General features: G+C 50.5%; 14 protein-coding genes and 1 tRNA gene. 7 read left to right on the top strand and 8 right to left on the bottom strand.

The window, feature by feature from the left end; genetic code table 11:
• Positions 1 to 65 precede the first annotated feature (65 nt).
• Positions 66 to 881, top strand: a complete 816-nt coding sequence (locus tag ACYVJM_RS06805) for a response regulator transcription factor (protein WP_461147435.1) — start codon at positions 66 to 68, stop codon at positions 879 to 881.
• Positions 882 to 984: 103 nt separating this feature from the next.
• On the opposite strand, the gene ACYVJM_RS06800 is transcribed toward ACYVJM_RS06805, so the two are convergent.
• Together ACYVJM_RS06800 and ACYVJM_RS06795 are read right to left on the bottom strand one after the other, a co-directional pair.
• On the bottom strand, positions 985 to 1167 hold the full coding sequence (locus ACYVJM_RS06800; RefSeq protein ID WP_461147434.1) for a hypothetical protein: 183 nt from the start codon (positions 1165 to 1167) through the stop codon (positions 985 to 987).
• A 27-nt stretch (positions 1168 to 1194) separates the two neighbouring features.
• Positions 1195 to 2013 (bottom strand): chemotaxis protein CheB, encoded by an 819-nt coding sequence (locus ACYVJM_RS06795; RefSeq protein ID WP_461147433.1) that lies wholly within the window; start codon positions 2011 to 2013, stop codon positions 1195 to 1197.
• 170 nt (positions 2014 to 2183) lie between these two features.
• Between ACYVJM_RS06795 and ACYVJM_RS06790 the strand changes: the two genes are divergently transcribed.
• Complete coding sequence (locus tag ACYVJM_RS06790) at positions 2184 to 6446, top strand: CheR family methyltransferase (protein WP_461147432.1); 4263 nt, start codon at positions 2184 to 2186, stop codon at positions 6444 to 6446.
• 496 nt (positions 6447 to 6942) lie between these two features.
• On the top strand, positions 6943 to 7329 hold the full coding sequence (locus tag ACYVJM_RS06785; RefSeq protein WP_461147431.1) for a hypothetical protein: 387 nt from the start codon (positions 6943 to 6945) through the stop codon (positions 7327 to 7329).
• A 61-nt stretch (positions 7330 to 7390) separates the two neighbouring features.
• On the opposite strand, the gene ACYVJM_RS06780 is transcribed toward ACYVJM_RS06785, so the two are convergent.
• The 4 genes from ACYVJM_RS06780 to ACYVJM_RS06765 all read right to left on the bottom strand — a co-directional run bounded on the left by ACYVJM_RS06780 (position 7391) and on the right by ACYVJM_RS06765 (position 14669).
• A tRNA-Asp gene (locus tag ACYVJM_RS06780) sits at positions 7391 to 7467 on the bottom strand.
• A 186-nt stretch (positions 7468 to 7653) separates the two neighbouring features.
• On the bottom strand, positions 7654 to 8802 hold the full coding sequence (locus ACYVJM_RS06775; RefSeq protein ID WP_461147430.1) for a glycoside hydrolase 5 family protein: 1149 nt from the start codon (positions 8800 to 8802) through the stop codon (positions 7654 to 7656).
• 58 nt (positions 8803 to 8860) lie between these two features.
• On the bottom strand, positions 8861 to 9904 hold the full coding sequence (locus tag ACYVJM_RS06770) for a glycoside hydrolase family 43 protein (RefSeq protein WP_461147429.1): 1044 nt from the start codon (positions 9902 to 9904) through the stop codon (positions 8861 to 8863).
• 73 nt (positions 9905 to 9977) lie between these two features.
• Positions 9978 to 14669, bottom strand: a complete 4692-nt coding sequence (locus tag ACYVJM_RS06765) for a translocation/assembly module TamB domain-containing protein (protein ID WP_461147428.1) — start codon at positions 14667 to 14669, stop codon at positions 9978 to 9980.
• Between the two features lie 133 nt (positions 14670 to 14802).
• Here ACYVJM_RS06765 and tsaD point away from each other — a divergent pair, with 133 nt between their 5' ends.
• The 4 genes from tsaD (at position 14803) to ACYVJM_RS06745 (ending at position 18070) form a co-directional block, all read left to right on the top strand.
• Positions 14803 to 15801 carry a tRNA (adenosine(37)-N6)-threonylcarbamoyltransferase complex transferase subunit TsaD gene (tsaD, locus tag ACYVJM_RS06760; RefSeq protein WP_461147427.1) on the top strand — a complete coding sequence of 333 codons (999 nt, stop codon included), beginning with the start codon at positions 14803 to 14805 and terminating at the stop codon, positions 15799 to 15801.
• A 30-nt stretch (positions 15802 to 15831) separates the two neighbouring features.
• Positions 15832 to 16695: an MOSC domain-containing protein gene (locus ACYVJM_RS06755; RefSeq protein ID WP_461147426.1), complete on the top strand. Its 864-nt coding sequence runs from the start codon at positions 15832 to 15834 to the stop codon at positions 16693 to 16695.
• 63 nt (positions 16696 to 16758) lie between these two features.
• Entirely contained in the window at positions 16759 to 17601 is an 843-nt protein-coding gene (locus ACYVJM_RS06750; RefSeq protein WP_461147425.1) for a UbiA prenyltransferase family protein, read from the top strand.
• 76 nt (positions 17602 to 17677) lie between these two features.
• The gene (locus ACYVJM_RS06745; protein WP_461147424.1) at positions 17678 to 18070 is read left to right on the top strand and encodes a VOC family protein; all 393 of its coding nucleotides are present in this window, start codon (positions 17678 to 17680) and stop codon (positions 18068 to 18070) included.
• Positions 18071 to 18142: 72 nt separating this feature from the next.
• Here the strand turns inward: ACYVJM_RS06745 and ACYVJM_RS06740 are convergent, their stop codons facing one another.
• The gene (locus tag ACYVJM_RS06740; protein WP_461147423.1) at positions 18143 to 19129 is read right to left on the bottom strand and encodes an alpha/beta fold hydrolase; all 987 of its coding nucleotides are present in this window, start codon (positions 19127 to 19129) and stop codon (positions 18143 to 18145) included.
• Between the two features lie 276 nt (positions 19130 to 19405).
• Positions 19406 to 21973 carry a penicillin-binding protein 1A gene (locus ACYVJM_RS06735; protein WP_461147422.1) on the bottom strand — a complete coding sequence of 856 codons (2568 nt, stop codon included), beginning with the start codon at positions 21971 to 21973 and terminating at the stop codon, positions 19406 to 19408.
• Between the last annotated feature and the right edge of the window lie 13 nt (positions 21974 to 21986).

The following is a 21986-nucleotide window of genomic DNA, read 5'->3' as shown; positions in this document are numbered from 1 at the left end:
GTTGGTCGGCTACTCATCAGCGAATAGAAAATACAACACGTCACTTCTGAACTTCCTCTACTTTCATGAGCATCATAAACCCAGCCCTTGAGCGCCCGGAATTAATCGCCTATTTTTTAGGAGCGAACAACTACAGCTGGCTTCATTTTAGAAATGGAGAAAAAAAGCTGCTGTCCAAGCCAATCAGTTATCTGGAAGGACGGCTCCCCGGCTTTATTCGGGTGCACAAAACAGCCCTGATCAATCCAGATTACGTACAGAATTTACAACGGCCGCTACGTCAGAAAATGGCGGGTAAAATACAGCTTCAGAGCGGAGAAACCTTTCCCGTCAGCCGTCGGCGATGGAATCAGGTGGTTCAGTCTCTGGGCGACCACCTGGCTACATCGAGTACTGAGGAGGTGCGGGCATCCGTACATCTTGATGAAGCCTTTCCTGCGAATGAATCGGGCCGCTTGCCGTATCAGGCAACTTCGCTGTTTCTGGTGACCAGCGACGAGCAAAATGCCTTCCTGGCCCGGCAAATCATTGGCAAAAACTGGCCTGAGTATCGCGTTGAGACACTGGCGAAGAGTATCCATCTACCGGAATTGCTCGATGAACTACTGGAGTCGGAGTTGCCGGCGCTGGTATTTCTGGATGCCCGTTCCGACACCCTGGAACGGCTGCATACCCTCCAGCGGTTAAAAAATGATCCGCGCCTTTGCCGGGTTCCGGTGGTGTTGCTCGCCTTACCGACTGATAAGTCGGTTATTGAGGGGTACGAACGGCAGGCTAACTCGGTCATTACCATGAAGGAGGGCGACATGTCATTCTCTCAGGTAATCGATCGCATCTGCCAGTTCTGGTTGAAAGTTGCGGAATTGCCCGCCCACTGCTAATTGTAGTTGTGAGGTAAATTGCTGACCTGGCGTGTAGCAATGTTGATCAGGACGGGTAATGTCCGTCCTGATCAACATTGGTTTTTGGTGGCCGTTATCGGGTTTATTTAGGCGTTCCGTTAGGTTGCTGAAGGAGTGGGTCCTGCTGAAAAAGGAATTTGTGGAGCATGTTCGTCCGTTCCCGGTTTTCGCGGGCTTTGCTGAAGAAGCGTTCGGCTCCCAGCTCGTCGCCCCCCTGTGCTGACGCTTTCCCCGACTCTTCCAGCAGCATAATGGCTTCCTCCATGACCCGGACGGCTTTCCAGAGGTTATCTTATATGGATTTATCGACTTCTGCCAACAGTGCCCCCGCCGTGTAAGCATGTCCGGTATGACACCGGTACCTAATTAATTTACCTTCCCGGAAACGGACCAGTACACCGGCACACTCCGGACAGGTGAAGGGGGAAAGATCGCCCATGTCAAGGATTCCCATCTCGAACGCGTTTTTTTGAGAGGCTATTAGAACTTCTTTTTTCAAAATCTCCTCTTCTTTAGGAGAAATGTTCAGTTCAGACTGGGGGTACTCTTCGGTGGTGAGCTGACACAACAGCGCACCTATGTTGGCTAATGGTACAGCATAATCTATATCTACATATTCAAGTACACTGGCTGGCATGCTGGAGTATTCGGCATCTTCCGGCTTCTGGACAATGCCGATTCCCCCCAGCCGTTTTATTGACCACATTCCAGACGTACCATCGTCGAGTAAACCGGTTAAGACAATGCCAATGGTCCGTTCACCGAAGTTATAGGCAGCTGATCGGAATAAGGCGTCGATTGACGGCCGGAAGCGATTTTCCTTAGGGCCCTTCTTGACTAACACCCGGTTATGCTCAACCAGAAGATGATGATCGGGTGGGGCAATGTAGATCATTCCCGACCTGATGGTATCGCCATCGGCCGGGTGAACCGCTTCGAGCGGACCAGCATGGTTCAGTATTTCGGGCAGCATACTCGTTGCGTAAGCCGCGACATGCTGGACAATAAAAATGGTTGCGTTAAAATCAGATGGCAACGAACCTACTAACTCTTTAAGAGCGACAACCCCGCCTGCCGAAGCGCCAATTACGACAATATCCCGTTTCGCCATGGGTTACATTAATAGGTTTAGGAGTGGTATTTTTGATGAGTAAATCTGATAGACGGCAGACTAAGAACTTTTTCGCGTTGGTCCGCATGAATTAGTTTAAGCAGTATAATTAACCACTCAAATCAATATGTCAACAATTGAACTGCCGGTTGGTTTACACAAAAAAACCTATGCCTAGTCAACGTTCCTCTAACGAAAAAAACTCACTCACGATATCTTCAATTCCAGTGGTGGCTATCGGCGCATCGGCGGGTGGATTAGAAGCTTTCTCTGAACTGTTAAAAAATCTTTCGTCAACAACCGGTCTGGCTTATGTTTATATACAACACCTTAACGCATTGGTAGAAAGCCAACTGTCGTCTATTCTGAGCCGGGTAACGAAAATGACCGTTAAAGAAGCGGAGCACCTGATCAGGATCGAGGCCAATACGGTTTACATAATTCCGCCTGATAAGAATATGGAAATCGTGGATGGGGTGCTGACACTCATGCCACGTCGTAAGAAAGCCGAAAAAGGGGAAACCTATCTGGAAAATGAGGTTCCGGACATGCCCATCGACCAGTTCTTTATCTCCCTGGCCCAACGCCAAAAAGGGGGGGGCATTGGCATTGTCCTGTCCGGAATGGCGCATGATGGAACACTGGGCCTAAGAGCCATTAAAGTGGCCGGAGGCATCACATTCGCCCAGGATTCGTCTGCAAAATTCCAGAGTATGCCCCAATCGGCCATTGCCGAAGGGGTTGCCGATAAGGTTCTGTCACCGGCCGAAATAGCAAAAGAACTGGAACACCTTAGTCAGCAGGTTATGATCTTTCAGCAAACGGTCGATTCTGAAACGACTATCGAAAATGAAATTGAGGAGTTAACGACTGTCTCGACCGAAGACCTGCAACCCATTATTCAGTTTCTGCGGAGAGCCATTGGTGTCGATTTCAGTAACTACAAGATGACGACCATTCGCCGACGCATTATCCGTCGGATGTTATTGTATAAACTCGATTCCCTCAAAGAGTATTTACAGTACCTGCGCGAACATACCGCCGAACCGGGCCTGCTTTACAACGATTTGCTGATCAATGTAACCAGCTTTTTTCGGGACGAGGATACGATGGAGTATCTGAAGGATAGCATTTTTCCCGAACTTATACGGCAGAAAAGCGGGCAGGTACCCTTACGTATCTGGATACCCGGTTGCTCTACAGGGCAGGAGGCTTACTCGCTGGCTATGCTGCTGCTGGAAAAGTTCGAAAAAGAAGCACCGGTAACGACCATTCAGATTTTTGCTACCGACCTGAGTGAAAATGCGATTAGTCGTGCCCGACAGGGACTTTATTCCGTTAGTGAGGTAGCCAACGTATCGCCCAAACGGTTACAGCAGTTTTTTGCGAAGCACCAGTCCATGTATCAGATCAACAAGACGATTCGGGATATGTGCGTATTTGCCCCGCATAATGTCTTAAAGGATCCGCCTTTTTCCCGAATTGATCTGATCAGCTGCCGGAACCTGCTCATTTATCTGAATTCCGTATTACAGCGAAAAGCGCTCATTACGTTTCACTACGCCTTGAATCACGATGGGTATTTATTGCTGGGGAAATCAGAAACGGTGTCGGCTACCTCAGCTTTATTTAGGCCTATTGACAAAAATTATAAGATATTTATCCGTAAAAACGAGCGATCTGCCGGGGTAGTAGTAAGTCAGGTGGTTATTGATCGGAAAGATGGGCAGCAACAACCCCGTCGTTTAAGCCTCGGAATGAACGATAAAGGAAGCCCTAAAAATCAACCAGTTAAAGCGCGTCAAGCTGTGAATGAACTAGATAGTATTGTAGACCAGGTACTGCTCAGGCAATTTACACCTGCCAGCGTGGTGGTTGATCAGGAACTGGATATTCTTCAGTTTCGGGGGGAGACCAGCCTTTTTCTGGAGCACGTGTCGGGGCGGGCCAGTCTGAATCTGTCCAAAATGGCCCGGCCTGCCTTAGCCTTCGAAATTCGAAATGCGGTGCGAAAAGCCCAGAAATCCGGCCAGCCGGAGAAGAAAGCGGGCATCGAAATAACCGTAGCTGGTAAAAAGTACCTGGTTTCCATTGATGTTGTCCCGTTAAATGATGCGGCTGAAGGACGGTTGTTTTTAATCCTGTTTCGGGAGGAGCAGGGTATTCTGGTGCATGATCCTAACCTGGGGGCCGGCCGGAATAGCCGGGTCAAACAGCTTGAAGAAGAACTTGCCACGATGCGGGAAGACATGCGGAGCATTATCGAAGAGCATGAAATTGCCAGCGAAGAACTCCAGTCTGTTAATGAAGAGATCGTGAGCAGTAATGAAGAACTGCAGAGCATCAATGAAGAGCTGGAAACGAGTAAGGAAGAGATAGAATCGACCAACGAAGAACTCCAGACTATCAATCAGGAATTACAGATTCGCAACGACCAGCTGGCCGAAGCGTACATGTATGCCGAAGCTATTTTTTCGACCATTAGTGAAGCTACCATCGTACTCGATAAGCATCTGCGAGTGAAAAGTGCCAATAAAGCCTTCTGCCAGATCTTCAAAATACCTCAAGATGCAACAGTTGGGCGGATGATTTATGAACTCGGCAACCGGCATTGGGATATTCCCCGTCTGCGGGAACTACTGGAGGAGGTTATCCAGAAAAACGTGCTGATTCAGGCGTTTGAAGTAAAGCACCATTTTCCGGGGGTGGGCGAAAAGGTGATGCTCATTCATGCCCGTCGGGTTATCGAACAGCAGCGGCAGGAGGCTATTCTGCTGGCTATCGAAGACATTACCGAGCAGCGGCAGGTTCAGCAACTGCTGGAAGAACGACAGGCTTGGTTTCATGCCCTTATCAATAATGCGCCGGTATTGATCTGGGTGGCCAATGAAGATGGTCGGTACAGCTTTTTCAATAAGGCCTGGCTCGAGTACACGGGTCGGGCATCGGAGCAGGAAGCGGATCAGGGGTGGATGATTGATATTCATCCTGAAGACCGTACCGAGTATATAAATACGTTTAGTGGTCACTTTACTGCCCGCCAGCCCTACCAGACCGAATACCGATTGAAACGGAACGATGGCGAATACCGGTGGATGATGGAAAATGCGCACCCAACCTTCGATACTGACGGTAATTTTAGCGGCTACATTGGCACCTGTGCGGAAGTGCATGTGCAGAAAAGCCTTAATCAGGAATTGGAGAACCGGGTGCAGGTTCGTACCAAAGAGTTGACGAATGCCAACAAGAAGCTTTTAAAATCCAATAACGAACTCGCCAAAACTGCCGAGAATCTACAGGCCGTAATTAATACATCACCAGCGGCCATTGTTATGCTGAAACCTATACAGACGGAAGATGGGCAGGTTTTTGATTTCCAGGTAATTGTCGGTAATCGAAGATTCGCTCAAATGGCGAATGTACCCCTGCCTAACCTGCCGGGTACATCAGCAACCGAACTGGCGCCGGTGCTGTGGCAGCAGGAAACGCTGGATCAGCTGCGCCAGGTTCATAGCACTGGCAGGTCGGCCTATCGCGAACAGCACAAACAAAATGACCGGCAGGATCAATGGGTGGGTATTTCGATCGACAAATACGATGATGGTGTCATACTGACGGGGCTCGATATTACCGCATTAAAACAGGCCGAACTGCAACAGAATCGCTGGATTCAGGAACTGGAGCGCTCGCAGCAAACGATGCAGGATTTGGAGCAGATGCGTCGCTATGTTCGGGAACGGGGCGAGTTTCTGCGGACTACCTCGCACGACCTGAGGGGAAGTTTTGGCGTTATTCAGGGGGCAGCCGCCCTCCTCAACCTGATGGACACTAAAGAGGAGCGGGAACAAATGCTGAGTATGCTTAACCGGAATTTGGGCCAGGTAACCTCACTGCTTACCCAGCTTCTGGACTACTCCCGGCTGGAATCTGGTCAGGAGCGGGTCTTCAACCAGGCTTTCGATGCATCTCATCTGCTCAACGAGTTAAGTATAGGGATGCAGACGTTAGCTAAAGAGCGGGGGCTTTGGCTGAAGGTGGATGGACCGGACACGCTATCCGTTACCGGCGATATGGTAAAAGTGCAGCGTATTGCCCAGAATCTTGTTCTGAACGCCCTTAAATATACCAAAGAAGGGGGCGCTACTATTTCGTGGGGGCCGGTAGAAGGCAATACCGGCTGGCAGTTTAGTGTGAAAGACACCGGACCGGGCCTACCGGAAGACGCTATTCGACAACTCATCGATCTACCTGCTTCCGGCTTGTTTAAAGAGGCCAAAACAGAACCGAATTTCAAAGATGTGGAGTCGGGAGAGGGCATTGGCCTGTCCATTGTGAAGCAGCTCAGCAACCTGTTAAATGCTAAACTACGCGTAGATAGTAGTCCGGCCAAGGGTACCCTGATTGAAGTGTCTTTTGGGGAAAACAGTTTGTAAACGCCGTTAGTGAGTCATCCCTAACTTCACTTAGCTTCCCGAAAATATAATCATTGTTCTCCCGGCTACCGGGGAGTATATCGTTGAACGTTAGCCTGTACAATGCAGGCTAATGTTCATTATAAATTTTAAGAATATAAATAATTTATTAATTTTATTAAAATACGTATATTCGTTATCATTTTAAGTAGGCACTTCCTCAGCGTTACAAATTCGTTACTGTAAAAAGATTAACTAATAGTTCGCTTTTGCGACCTTATTTCTTGTCTGATTTACATTAACTATCTGCATGGCTCTGTCATAAGGAGTAATAAGTTGCCATAAAGTTAATACGTCAACATATTGCACTGTTCTGAACCAAAACAGTGCGTGGAAACGATGGCCTGTCAGGTCAATCGAGCTGCTTTTTACAAATGAGGTTCAACTTACTCAACAATCGGTAGAAGGATTTGAACCCAAGAGCCACTTTAAATGGCGAGAAAATCAGTTATCACGAATGAATAACTCAATTGTTGAGGCTTCCCGATTAGTACAGAGTGTATTAATGGCCTCGCCTAATGGTGTTGTCGTACTCCAGCCAATTTTCGGTGTAGGAGGAACTGAACTTGATTTGTTTTTGACAGAGGTTAATTCAGTTGCTCGGGAAGATCTCGCCCGCCCGGCCGACGAAGTGCTTGGCCAATCGCTGCAAGCATGCTTCCCTCAATTGGCCGGCAAAGAGGCTATGGACGCATACTGGCAGGTAATTGGGACGAAGAAATCGGTTCGTTTTAAAACCAGCGGTGTACGACAGAGCCAACCCTGTACCAGTCTGTTCGATGTATCGGCAGTACCGTTAGAGCATAACTTATTAATCGCCTACAGCGAAGTTGTACCGTCCTAGCCGAGTAACGTCTTTAAACAAAAAAGCACTTATCAGAAATGATAAGTGCTTTTTTGTTTGTTGGCGGTCCGGACGGGGCTCGAACCCGCGACCCCCTGCGTGACAGGCAGGTATTCTAACCAACTGAACTACCGAACCAACTTTTCGACTTTCGGTTGACGTTGCCGTCTTCCTTTATCGTGGCACAAAAGTAGGCGTTTATGGTATTCAGTGCAAGGGGTGTGCTGAAAAAAAATCGTGACCGAACAGCCATTCCATGCCTATACGTTGGGAATCAGTTGGTTTGTAGCGGGAATTTTTTTAAATATTTTTTACTTCCCGAGTTTATTTGCCCGTATTAGCCTTTATAGCGCTGATTTCGTCCGGATCGTAAGGTGTTCCGTCCTGCTTAAATACCTCATGGAACCACACGGATGGTTCCCGGCCATTCACGTAAGGTTTCTGCCAGCTATCCCAGGGCATGAATGTCTGCGTTTTTCCGGCTACAAAGCCCCAGTTGATCATGCCGATTTTCGCTTTCTTAGCCAGGGGCAGGTGCGTCTGAAATTTGCTGGCTACACCACGCGCCATGTATTCTGTACAAATCACCGGCCGACCGAAGGAAAGCATGGCCGGAATCGTTTTTTCGAACGTCTCCGGGTTGGAATACTGGTGAAAGGTAATGATGTCGGAGTTCTCCATTTGTACTTTCTCCATAGGCGTCCATTTGGCCGGGTTTTGCCAGTCTTCCGGTGTTCGGTATACCCAGATGCCTGAGGTTAACGGTTGCGTAGCACCGGCTGCCCGCGCCCAGTCAAAAACGTGGGGTAACAGGCTGGTAACGATAGCGATCTTTCGGCTCTTGGGTACCTCCGTTTTTATGGTGTGGTTTTGTCCGTAGCTGTTGTCGTTGGTGTTGTCCGGCTCATTCCAGACGTCCCAGGCCAGAATGCGCTTGTCCTTCTTGAAGGCACCTACCACGCCCTTTACGTAGGCTTCCAGACGCGGGTATTGCGATACGTCTGTCAAGGCATCGGCTCCGGGACTTTGTACCCAGCCCGAATTATGAATTCCGGGAGTTGGCTCATGCTGCTTGCCAAGTTTGGGGTAAGGGTCCCAGCAGGAATCGAACAAGACAAGCATCGGCCTGATCTTGTGTTTGGCACAGATGGTCAGAAACTGATCGAGCCGTTTGGTGAATCCGGCCGGGTCCTGCCAGAGTAGGTCGTGCAGAAAAACCCGCATGGTGTTCATGCCAATGCTTTCGGCCATGGCTAACTCTTTGTCGATGGTGGCCGGATCGAAGGTGTCGGCCTGGAACATTTCCAGCTCGTTGATGGCGTTGGCCGGTGCGTAATTGGCCCCAACCAGAAAGGGTTCTTTGGCGTACCAGGCGTTCGCTTTAGCCGCCGACCAGCGGGCCGGACTACCAGTCTGCTGCGCCAGCGAAAGGGTGGAAATGAACAGAAGTATTAAAAATGATAAACGCTTCATGGGTAATCGATTGGGCTTTTAAGTAGTAACAATTTATGTAGAGCACGAGGTAAACGGACTACTCGGCAGGCACCGGCATGGGCTTTTTGCGGACAGGCTTGCCGAAGTTGGGGGAGCCGTCGGCATTCCACGTAAACGGCTGAATGTGGGGTGCACGTTTGTTGCCGCAGCCGTCTGCAGCAGATGGGTTTGCGTGGTAGATCATCCAATCCTGTTTACCATCGGGGGAGCGGAAAAAACCGCCATGACCGGGGCCCCAGACGTCATTTTCGGGCGATTGCTCAAAAACAGGTCCCGGACTCTTCACCCAGTTTTTGGGGTTCAGCAAATCACCTTTCCCCGTAAAGGTTAATAGGCCCATGCAGTAGTCGAGCCAGCAGGCATTGGCCGAATAAACGATGAACAGCTTGTCTTTGTTCATAAGAAATTCGGGCCCTTCGTTTACGTATATCTTGGGAACTTCACCGTTTTTTTGCCATTCCTGCGGCACATCGCCGTGCATCTCCCAAGGCTGATCGGGTTGCGAGATTTTTACCCGTTTGCCATCCAGAGTCCAGGGGTTTTTCAACTTAGCCAGGTAAATATCCTGGCGGCCGTTGGTGGCGCTTTCCCAACCCGACCAGGCGGCATACAGTTTTCCCTTGTACTCCACTACCGACATGTCGATTTCCCAATGGTCGCCCTTATCACCAATCTTGCCTTTTAGCGTCCACTCGCCCTGCATGGGGTCGGGGGAGGAGTTTTCGATAACCCACACGCGGTGCGACAGGTTATTGACCGAATCGGCCGAGAAATAGATGTACCAGTTTTTATTGAAGTAGTGGATTTCGGGAGCCCACAAATCCCGCGAGTAAGGCAGTCCGGCGGGGGGCGTGTAAATAACCTTACTTTCGGCCGTAGCGAGGTCGGCTACGTTTCTGGTCTTCCATAAGGTGAGGTTTCGGCCGGTGGTATTCATGTAATAATACCAGCCATCTTTCTGCAATACCCAGGGGTCGGGGCCCGACGATTTTATCGGGTTAGTGAAGGTACGCTGGGCCAGCAGCGTATGGCCTGAAACAAGGAATAGGAGAATGAGGAGCAGACGTTGACTAACGTTCATAAACTATGAAGAAGAATATAATTAGACAAAGAGAAAAAAGAACTCTTTTAACCCTATGTCTCCCTATTTCTTTCTACGGAATGGCCATTCGGCCGTTCACGTTAAACGTCGATACGGGGCTGGGGGCCGCCGTAGGCTCATCGCCGGACTTAGTTGGTGTTAGACCAGGCGCATTGCGCTTGCCGCCAAAAAGTCGATTAAACGACCGGGTATACAGTAAACTCATGCCGCCACCCGTCGTGATGGTGCTGTTCAGGCTGGTCTGGCTCAGGATACTCTGCTGATTGCGGTTGTAAACTTTGGCCCGCAACCGGCCATCCGATGTAATGAAGTATTCCAGGGTCCACTCGCCGAGCAAACTGGCTGCGTTGTACTGACTCTGGCCATAGGTAAACCCACCATCCCGGCTGATTCGTAATCGGTCGTTCAGCAACCGGTATGAGAATCGAAGCTGTAGATTGTTCAACAGGTTCTCGTTCTGCGTGCCGCTGGTAAACCCGCCGAACGACACACCGACGTCCAGATTTTCGTTGAGGTTCGAAGCGAGACGGCTGATTTGGTTTGAGATCAATTCACTAACGCTGTTGGCCACGCCCGTGTTTACCTGTCCCTGATCGAAAAGGTTTGTTCCTTCCGAAAGCAACTGGTTAAAGAGCAATACACTACTTACCTGGCGGGTAAGCTCCTGGTCGTTGCTTTGTATGCGAGACTCAAATGCCGTGACCGCCTGCCGGAAGTCGGACGAGGAGGGGTACTCTTTAATGTCGAGGTCGTAGCTGATTGCGGGGGCACCCAGTTCACCGTTTAACTTAATGACCAGATCGACCGGATACCGTCGGCTCTGATCGGCCCGGCTCGATGTGCTACCCGTGTACAGCAAAGGGGCGAGTGAGGTGTATTGGGTATATGCGGCAGTTACGTCAAGAAGGGCACCGTAAGGGTCTCCGGTCCAGGTGATGCGGCTGTTCGGCCTGATTTGAAAGCGCTTGTTGATGATATTCTGGAAGGTGAATGTGTATTCTCCTTTCTGAATATCGTAGTTACCCGTCATGGTAAAGTCGCCTTTGGTATCCACTTTCATGGCTACGCGTCCCTGTCCATAGGCGCTGATGATATCGCCCGTCTGACGGTCGAGCTGAATTTCGCAATAAGCGTCGGGCGTGATGTCGAAGTTAAAATCCATTTGAATTCTCGACAAATCAATCTCACTGTCGGACTTTGTAGCGGTTTTGCTTCCTGGTTTGGTCGGCGTCAGGCTGGCTGTGCGGTCAACAAATCGAATCTGTTCATCGGCCGCTACCGACGTAGCTCCGTCCAGTGGAATATAAATTTTGGTGCCCTTATTACTGGTCACGTTAGCCCGAATTACCAGATTATCTGTTGGCCCGTAAAGTTCTGCCTTGCCCGTTACCACCGCTTGCCCATAAAAGGCGTCGTTATCCGGGGAGGCCGTATTCATGATTTTGAAATTCCTGAAATCGGCATCGAAGTCGAGGGTAAACGAACGGAATCCATTGTGGAACACCCCCCCCCGCAGCAAGGCGGTATTGCCCTGCGGGTCGCGCAGGGTGAGTTGCCGGGTTATAATTTCGTTCTCTCCGAAGTAGATCTTATCGTCGAAGCTGAAGTCCGCTTTTAAATAATCAAACCGGCCACGGCCTCCTTTTATGGCTACTTCGCCTTTCAGGACTGGCATGGCGGGTTTGCCGGTTACGTAAATAATACCGCTGGCAATGCCGCCGAGCCTGGAGAAGAGACCCTTCGTAAATGGTTCCAGCAGCGCCAAATCGGCGTTGTTTACAGTTGCGCTCAACGCCAGTGGATTCGTTTTCTGCTGAGGTGTGTAATTCCCCGACAAAATGACCACGTCGGCTCCATCGCGATTCACGCGGGCGTCTACGTTGAGTCGCTGAGCTTGCTGGTCCCATTCGCCCTGTCCGCGAACATCACCAATCAGGGCGTTTTCGTACGAGAGGGCTCTGACGGATAAGGCGCTTTCAACAATGGGTGTCTGGTACAGATTTCGAATGGCCATCGACCCGTTGAGCGTACCGCCCAGTGTTGTATTAAGGAGCGAGTTAAGCGAGGCCAGTAAAAAATTCTGGGCTTCTACCGCCAGTTGCTGTGAGGAATCTGCCGAAATTTTACCCGAAGCCTGAATAAGCTGATTTTCATTCAGCAGCGAGAGATCCCGTATGGTATACTCGTCGCCAACTTTACGAATCAGACTTTGCGGATTAAGGGTCCAGTCGCCATCCAGCACGCGAAGTTTCGACTGATTGAAGGTTAGATCAATCGCATCGCCCTTAAAGCGCAGTTCTCCGTTCAGGTCGGCCCGGTTCACATACCGACTGGTACTGTCGGCCTGTTCAACCCGGCTCGTAAACTCAATGTGGTCAACATCCCAGAAGGCTTCGGCCTGGAGGTTGCGTGTGGGAAGAACCGACGTGAACACTTGCCGCTTTGACGAAATAATGGCCGATGCCAGCACCTCCTGCCCGTAAGTGAACTTAGAGGTGGTCAGGTCGAGGTCACTGGAGCCGAAGCCTATTTTTCCGAACCGAAGCGAATCCGTTTTTACCGTGGCCGTTAGGAACGATGTATTGTCGACCGTAAAACGTCCTTCCAGCCGGGTATCGGGTGCTATGTAAACCTTCGATTTCAGAAAGTCCAGCAGGGGAGCGCTATTTTTTGAGATAAACTGATAGTCAACCCCATACCGTTCTGTAGCAATCGCCCCTGTTCTCTTTGAGAGCCGTGCGGCCTGCTGCTTTTGCTCGTAATAGGTTTTCATACCGGCGGCATCGCCAGCGAAATAAAGCTGGTACTCTTTCGCCAGTTTCGTCAGGTCGTCAATGGTACGCTGGGGTTCGAAAGTACCCTGTAGCCGTGTCGTCAGGAAATCGGAGTCAAGGTCGAAATACCGCTGCGTGCGGGCTGAGTCGGGACTGGCTCCGGTGCGTCGTTCAATGGACGACGCCAGCGTGAGTTTGTCGACGGCCAGCGTGCGTTGGGGCTGGTTGAGCGTCAATATTGAGTTGGTAAAGACAGCCTGCCCAACAATATCATCGAGTTTACTGCCTTCCAGCTGAACATCCAGATTCGTTTGAATTTCCAGTGAATCGCGCAGAAAGCCTAACTCCCGCAGATCGGCATGGCTAATGGTACCCTGCAGATCATAGCGATTGCGAGGACCGCTCAGGTTGAATTCGCCATCCAGATTAAAGGCCACATGAGGGTCCTGAACGGCTAGTTGTCCCTGAAAAATACCCTTCTGTAAATTGCCCCGTGTGGTGACATTCCGGTACTGGTAGCCCTGCCAGCCAAACTGTCCGAACTTCCCATCGAAATCGATGTTGGCCTGTTTCAGGTCGGTGCCCCGCCCGGTTATCTGGCCTTCTCCGTCGAGTTTGCCAAACTGGCCGGGCTGGTTCAGCAATTGGCCTAGGTCCAGGTTTTCTCCTTTCAGCTTCGCCGTATAGGTCGTCAAATCAGTATTGGCAGGAAGTTTCAGCGCGAGATCGCCGGTTACGCTGCCAATGGCTGTCTGAAAGGTTCCTTTCGTTTTAAAATCATCGAAGGCCCCCGTAAACGTGGCGTTGAAGGCCACGGTGCCCAGCTTCTGAATGGTCCTGTTAAACGACGAGTCAGGGTAATACTGGCGAATATCGGCCATGGCGACCAGCGAGGGCGTAAAGGCGAAATCGACCGTCGTGTGGTTCATGTCGGGCAGCCCTTTCCAGGCAATGTCGCCTGCTAACTTACTCCGGCCATTCGGGCCGAACCGCAGATCGGTACGCCGAAGCTGGAAATCGTTGACCGTACCTGTGAAAATGCCGCTCAGCAACCAGGTTTCGTTCAGACCTCGCATATAGTCCGAGAAAAAACCCAGGTCTTTTGACTCTACTTTGCTGTTGCGGAAGTTGGCGTACAGCCGCACCCGGCTATTGAAATCACCGAATGCCGATGGCTTATCGTACAAGAACGTTAGTTCATTGCGGATAATTGAATTGCCGATGTGGGCGTACAAGCGCCCAAGCTCCATCTTGGTATTACAATACAGAAAATGCGTGTCGAGTTGCCGTATTTTTATCCGCGAGTCGCGGTCAATGCCCGACAGACCCTTTGCTACGAAGGCGATGGTATCGCCCAGCACCAGGAAGTTACTAACCTCGGCATTGAGATGCTGGAGAGTGAAGTGGTTGTAATCGAAGTTCGCCCGGTTATGCATGAACGGCTCACGGGGATCTTCGAGGGTGTAAGCTCCGTCTACCAGATGGATATGACCAATTGTAAAGGGCACATTCTGATTCGGAATACTCGGCTTGGTAGGGTCGGAGGTGAGCGCTTCGATACGGGCAATGAAGTCGTCGAGGTTGGTGTCGCCGTTCGTCAGGTTTTTGATCATTCTGACGTCTGGCTTGTACAGGACCACTTCATCCAGGTGAATATTATGGGCTGATGAATCGAGCAGATTTTTAAGGTTGTAATCGGCATCGAGCCGTTTCACCGTAATCATAGGTCGTCCCTGCCGGTCGTTGATGTGCACGCCTTCGAGGGTCAGCGAATCGAACCATTTGATGGAAACCCCATCGATCGTTACCGGGAAAAGTAGTTTTTCCGACAGCCATTCGGCACCTTTCTGAGCCAGTCGCGTCTGCACGGCCGGGAGTTGAATGCCCAGGCCAATACCCAAAGCAAGACCCAGTACCGTGAGGAACAGGTAGAGCAGTGTTTTGAGAAATATGGCGAAAAACTGACGCATTCGGGGCGGAAATGCCTAATCTACAATAAATAACGAAAATTGACTATGTCTTAGACACTACAAACGAGTGAACGGTTTAGTCGCATCTTACATTGTTCTTTTTGTAGAGATCATTATCCATTAGTTTTGTACAGTGAATATTTTAGCCATTGAATCCTCCTGCGACGAAACCTCGGCGGCCGTATTAGTCAACGGGCATATACTATCGAACGTAATTGCCACCCAGTTAATTCATGAACAATACGGAGGAGTTGTCCCTGAATTGGCCTCAAGGGCGCACCAGCAACACATTTTGCCGGTCGTTGAGCGAGCATTAGCCGATGCAAATCTACCAAAAAGTGAGCTATCGGCCATTGCCTTTACCCGGGGCCCCGGTTTACTGGGCTCCCTGTTGGTTGGAACGTCCTTTGCCAAAGCGCTGGCACTGGGTCTGAACATCCCGCTCATTGAAGTCAATCATATGCAGGCGCACGTACTGGCGCACTTTATTGAAACGCGCCAGCCAACCTTCCCGTTTCTGTGTCTGACAGTAAGTGGCGGCCATACCCAAATCGTGCGCATCGACACGCCACTCGATATGACCGTGATGGGCCAAACGCTGGACGATGCTGTGGGCGAGGCCTTCGACAAATCGGCAAAGTTACTGGGCTTGCCATACCCCGGAGGGCCGTTGATCGATAAGTACGCCAAAGAGGGTAACCCCCTGGCTTACAAGTTTCCAATGAGTGAAATGCCGAATCTGGATTTCTCGTTCAGCGGCATTAAAACGGCTATCATGTATTTCCTGCGGGACAACATGAGAACGAATTCCGAATTCATCAACCAGCACCTGGCCGATATCTGTGCCAGTATTCAGCACACCCTGGTGCAGATGCTGCTGGCTAAGTTGAAGCGGGCCGCCCGCGAAACCGGCATTTCAGAAATAGCTGTGGCCGGTGGCGTTTCGGCCAACAGTGGCTTACGAACGGCACTGACGAAACTTGGCGAAGAACAGGGTTGGAATATATACATCCCTAAGTTTGAATACTGCACCGATAATGCCGCCATGATTGCGATGGCGGCAAAATTTAAATATGAACAGGGCGACTTCACCCCCCAAACCGTGAGCCCGCTGCCACGAATGAGCCTGTGAAGGTGAAAGGAAATCTGCCAACCATAACGTATGACGATCTCAGAACTATACATTTACCCCATCAAATCATTGGGCGGTATTTCGCTTACTGAAGCGATTGTTGACGAAAAAGGCTTTCGTTATGACCGGCGGTTTATGCTGGTTGAGCCGGACGGAACTTGCATGACCCAACGCACCAACCATCAAATGGCGTTGATCGATGTGGCTATTCAGGGGGATAGCCTGCACGTCTGGCATCGGCACCAGCCCAGTGATGTCCTCGAACTGCCCCTGACTGTTTCGGAGACAGCGCCGGCAGACGGTCAGGAAAAGCTACCTGTCACGATCTGGGATGATAAAAATGTACCGGCCCTCACGGTAAGCGACGAAGCCGACCGCTGGTTTTCCACAGTACTTAATAAACCCTGCCGATTGGTATTCATGCCCGAAACGACCTATCGTCCGGTCGATCCGGCCTATACCCGGCACCAGGATGCGGTGAGCTTTGCCGATGGCTATCCCTATCTGCTCATTGGTCAGGCCTCGCTCGATACGCTGAATCAACGACTCGCCGAACCCATAACGATGCAGCGCTTCCGACCCAATATTGTAGTTTCAGGCAGTTTACCTTACGAAGAAGATGCCTGGAGCCAGTTTCGGATCGGTGAGACCGATTTCTATGGCGTGAAGCCCTGCGCCCGATGCGTGCTAACGACTATTGATCCGGAGACGGGGAAGATGGGCCGGGAGCCTCTGCGTACGTTGTCGATGTATCGGCAATGGAAGCACAAAATACTGTTTGGTCAGAATGTGCTGACGAACCTGACGCGCGGACCGGTTTCAGTACGGGTTGGCCAACCAATTGAGGTAGTTGAGCGGCAGGAGCCGTGGCTGGCCCCGCCTGTTCAGATTTAACCAAGCTTTTAAGACCCGGCCATAGCCTGGTTGATTGTACACTTAATTTTTGACGAATATCTTTTGCTTAAGTTTTTACGTAGCCTTTATTACCTGAGTTTTCCGGTCGTGATCGGGGCAGTGCTGTCAAATCGAATGGCAGCCAGACTGTCTGACGTTGATCCTGTACATTGGGCTACCCCGATTGTACTTGGCTTGATTGTTTTCATTATTTACACCGTCGACCGGCTGCTCGATGTAAGAAAAAATAGCATCGACGCGTCCAGCCAACCGCTCACTGCCCGTCATGCGTTTCATGGGCAACATGCGGCACTTCTTTGGCGAATCGTCGTCGCAGCTGTTCTGTTGGCTCTTGGTTTGACATTTTTCCTGCCTGCAAGCGTCATTTGGTTCGGGGTTGTTGTGGGTGCGATCTGCGCTGTTTACGTAGGTGTCGTGTTTCGTTTGCCGACTCGCCACCCGGCTCTGTTGCTCAAAGAGCCTTTGGTGGCTATCCTGTATACGGCAGGTGTGTGGGGGAGTGTCTGGGTACAGCGATCCTCTATCACGTACATTGATATACTGGAAGGAGCGATGTTTCTGGGAATTGCGTTTCAGAATCTTTTACTGTTTGCCATAATGGAGCAGCTACAAACGCCGGAGCAACCGCTGTTTTCGCTGGCAACGGCCTGGGGGCTGGAAAACTGCAGCTCATTTATACGCTGGCTGACGTTAGGTGTTGTTCTATCGGCTTTCGCCATTTGCTTTTTCACCTCCGATCGATTCGCCCAGCGGTCGGCGCTGATGCTTTCGTTAATGAGTTTGACACTGTACGGTATTCAACGGTATCCAACTTATTTTCTCAAACACGATCGGTATCGCTGGCTTGGCGATAGTGTTTTCTGGATGCCTGTTCTGGTTTTGTAATCAATTGCCAGACGGTGTACTTAATTTGATCAATAGGGGCGTGTTATGCGTCCTGAAATAGATGAATCTTCGCGTCATGAGAATTGAACACCTGGCCATTTGGGTCCGCGACCTTGAAAAAATGCGGACATTCTATGAAACCTATTTTCTGGCTTCGTCCAACGACAAATACATCAATGTGGTAAAGGGGTTTTCCTCGTACTTTCTGACATTCCCATCGGGTGGGGCACGTCTGGAGCTTATGCAGATGCCGGGGATTCCGAATTCACAGAACAATGCCCTTTTGCAGTTTACCGGAATCATTCACTTTGCTCTATCGGTAGGTAGTGAAGCGGCTGTTGATGCGCTCACCGACCAGCTACGAACTGATGGCTACACCGTTGTGGGTGAACCCCGCCGAACGGGTGACGGCTACTACGAAAGTGTTGTCCTCGACCCGGAAGAAAATCGAATTGAGATAGTAGCCTGAGTCATTACTGTGTTTATGGGCTTCCGTGTGTGCCTTGCCAATTGACAGAGGGTATGGAGCCCGGGGGTACAATTACAGACGATCGGTGTCGTTCGATTTCGTCTTTACGGCTATCGACTTATTGATAACCGTCTCCTTCACTTCCCGTTGACTAAGGATATTCAGGATTATTTCGGTCATGTACTCCCGTTTGTTAAATACGATGTCGTGCCGGTTTTCGGGCAGAAGAAACTGTTTTACCCGTGCGTTGACCAGGTGATTCTGGGCAAACGAAACGTTGGTCGGGTAAACCAGTTCGTCCCGCTGGCCATGGAGCATGGTAATGTTGGCCCGAATTTTCGGCCAGTCGGGCAAAATGGCTTCCAAAGCACGTCGGTGCGCTAATTTTTCATCGTTAGCGAGCCGAAGCAATGGCGGCACTCCCCAGTGAATAAGCGGGCTATCGGCAAAATAACTGATGGGATACGTTCGTTCGAGACCCGGCCCGAGGGCAGAAGAAACGAACACCACATGATCGACGTAGTCTGGATTATTCATGGCCAGCCGAGCCGTCACCGAACCACCGTACGACGAGCCGACAATCATCAAGTACGGCGCGTTTTTGTACCGGTCGATGAGTGGCTGCAGCAACTCAGCCTGCCGGATGATGGAGGTCTCAACGCGCCCGTAATCAGAATAGCCGTAGCCCGGCCGGTCGACCGCTACCAGGCGGGCCCGGTTGAGCAGGGTGGTATCCTTAAAGAACGCGTTGAAGAAAGAAAGCGAGCTAGGCGCTCCATGAACAAAAATGACTACCGGTAATGCCGAATCAGCCGGAGAGGCTGGTGTTTCTATAAATCGAATGGTTCGGGGTGCTTCATTCTGTTTAACGCCGGTAGCATGCCCGTTGCCAACCTGATAGTAATGCACCGTGGGCTGAATACGCTGGTTTTTAAACTCTTCCGCCAACTCCTCGTCCGACTGGCGGGAGTCAACGAACCAGGCAATGACTAAACCGCCAACGACGAGTATCAACACCGTGAGAGCGGTCCAGCGAAAAATACGTTTCAATACCTTCATAATATCAATAGTGCAGCTAACGAACTCCATGTAAATGGCTAACTGGTTTAGCCTGCACAGTCCTTAATCAGTAAGTAGAGTAGATTCTGACACGAAGTCAGCTAGTTAGTTTTAGTATGTATATCTCCCGGCTGATCAAGGTCTGTGTATAAATGACTGCTTAACCTGGTAAATTGTTATAAGATCAGCGTGAAAACAGGAGCGACTAAAAAGAGAGGATGTCAGCTCATCAACTAGTTGGCATCCTCTCTTTTTAGTCGCTCATTGACGTTTAGATCACGGTTGGACGCTTTTTGTAGTATCGGGTGGGGTTGCAGGGTCTGGTGTAGGGGGCGCCGGGATAAAGGTTGAGTCCGTTTCATCGCCCGATACATCGGTCGAATCTGATTCAGTGGACGTATCTTCGTCTCCGGAGTAGCCGCAGTTTAGGTATTCTTTCGTGATGCCGATGGCCTTCGGGAATGGACCCTGCAGGCTCTTGAATTTAGGGTCCCGGTACACTTTTTCCAAAAAACTGCCCACCAGCGGCAGCGCCGTTTTGGCACCTTCACCCAGATCGGTAGAGCGGAAGTGTATACTCCGGTCATCGCCACCTACCCAGGCCCCCACAACCAGATTGTTGGATACGCCAACGAACCAGCCATCGGAGTTGTTGGACGTAGTACCCGTTTTACCACCCATTTCATTGTGGTTCTTAAACAGGTCGAACGACCATAGGTTCTGGGATGTTCCCCCCGGCTCCTGTAAACCGCCCTGCAGCATGTAGCGCATTAAAAAGGCCGTTTCCGGACTAATGGCCCGTTTATGCTGGCTCGTGAACGTTTCGATAACGTTACCATCGCGGTCTTCAATACGCTGAACGATAATGGGTTCCGTAGATTCACCATCGTTGACGAAGGTGCAATAGGCACCCACCAGTTCGTAGAGCGACACATCCGAAGAGCCCAGACCAATGGATGGCACGGCTTCCAGCCGACTTTTTATCCCCATCCGGTGGGCATACTGTGCCACCCGCTCCGGGGTAACCCGATCCGTTAACTGAGCCGTTATGGAGTTTACCGATCGCGCCATAGCCCGGCGCAGGGTCATGTTCGAATACGAATAGTAACCGGTTGAATTTCGGGGTTCCCAGATTTTATCCTGGCCATTCTCCCGATACTCTTTTCGGAAAGGCCTGTCCTGAATACGGTCGCAGGGGCTGAGGTTGATGAGTGTGTCATCAATAGCTGTTGTATACACGAAAGGCTTAAAGGTCGACCCCGGCTGGCGTTTACCCTGCTTTACGTGGTCGTACTTGAAGTAATCGTAATCCAGACCGCCCACCCAGGCGCGTATATAACCTGTGCGCGGGTCCATGGCCACCATACCTGCCTGCAGGAAATGTTTGTAATAGGCAATGGAATCGTAAGGCGTCATTTCAACGGAATCGTACCCACGCTTGCTCGTCCAGCTAAACACCCGCATTTTGTACTTTACATTTTTCATGTAGTACATGATGGAATCCGGATAGAGTGGCATAAACCGCCGGCTCAAAGATTTATATCGCTCGGTTCGTCTGGCTACGGAGTCAATGAAGCCGGGCAGTTCAAGTCCTTTTTCGTCGGTCCATGGATTACGACCCTGCCAGTGGTTATCGAAGGTGCGCTGAAGCTGCTTCATCTTCTCACTGGTGGCGGTTTCGGCGTAAGTCTGCATCCTGGAGTCGATGGTTGTGATGATGCGCAAGCCATCGGTATACAGGTCGTAGCCATTTTCTTCCCCCCATTTCTTCACATAGTCCTGAACGGCATTTTTGAGGTAACTGGCTGGTCCTGAATATGGATTCTCCGGCGTAAATTCTGTTTCGAGCGGGAGGGCACTGATGGAGTCGGCTTGGGGTTTGGTCAGGAAATTGTATTTGGCCATCTGCGCCAGCACCACATTCCGGCGTTCGCGGGAGCGCTTGGGATTCTTGAGCGGGTTATAATTAGTGGTCGCTTTTTGCAAGCCAACCAGTACGGCCCCTTCCTGTACGTTCAGGCTGTCGGGAGCTTTGTTGAAAAAAGTACGGGCAGCCGTTTTCAATCCAAAGGCATTACTTCCAAAGTCGACGGTGTTGAAATAGTAAGTAATGATTTCCTCTTTCGAGAAATTACGCTCCAGCTTGAGTGCCATCAGCCATTCTTTCGATTTGTAGATAACCTTTCGAATGAATGGAATGCGTGTTAACAGGCCGGTATTTGTTTTTCGACGGGTTTTAAAAAGGTTCTTGGCTAACTGCTGGGTGATGGTTGAGCCACCCCCTTCGCGGCCGAAACTAATGACTGCCCGGCCAATAGCGCGGGGATCAACGCCACCGTGGTCATAAAAACGGGCATCTTCCGTAGCCACCAGCGCATTGATCAGCTGTTTAGGGATGTTTTCATATTTAATGGGCGTCCGGTTTTCGGCGTAGAATTTACCGATCATCACCCCATCCTGCGAGTATATTTCTGACGATTGATTGAGCTTCGGATTACTTAGTTCCTCAACGCTGGGCATGGCCCCCGTCAGATACAGGAAGTTGTAGTTCAGTACGAACACGTACATGCCCAGGGCCAGTAAGGCCACGAGCACCCCTTTTACCGTATTCTTAACGTAAGGATAATACCAGGATTCGGGATCGATATACCGATGGACGAACGAACGGAACTGGTTACGATTCGTATGGTACGTGTTGACCCATGCATTGACGCGCTCTTCGCCTGCAACCCGTGCGATATGGCGGCCGACTCTGCGTCTGACATTGCCAGTTAATTTTTGACGTTGTCGAAATGCGCCAAAAGCGTGCCTGACAGCGCGGAATCGCTCCCTATATTGACTCATGCGTTAAAAATCC

The sequence above is a fragment of the Spirosoma pulveris genome (assembly GCF_054781875.1).
This window is presented reverse-complemented; position numbering and strand designations above follow the sequence as displayed.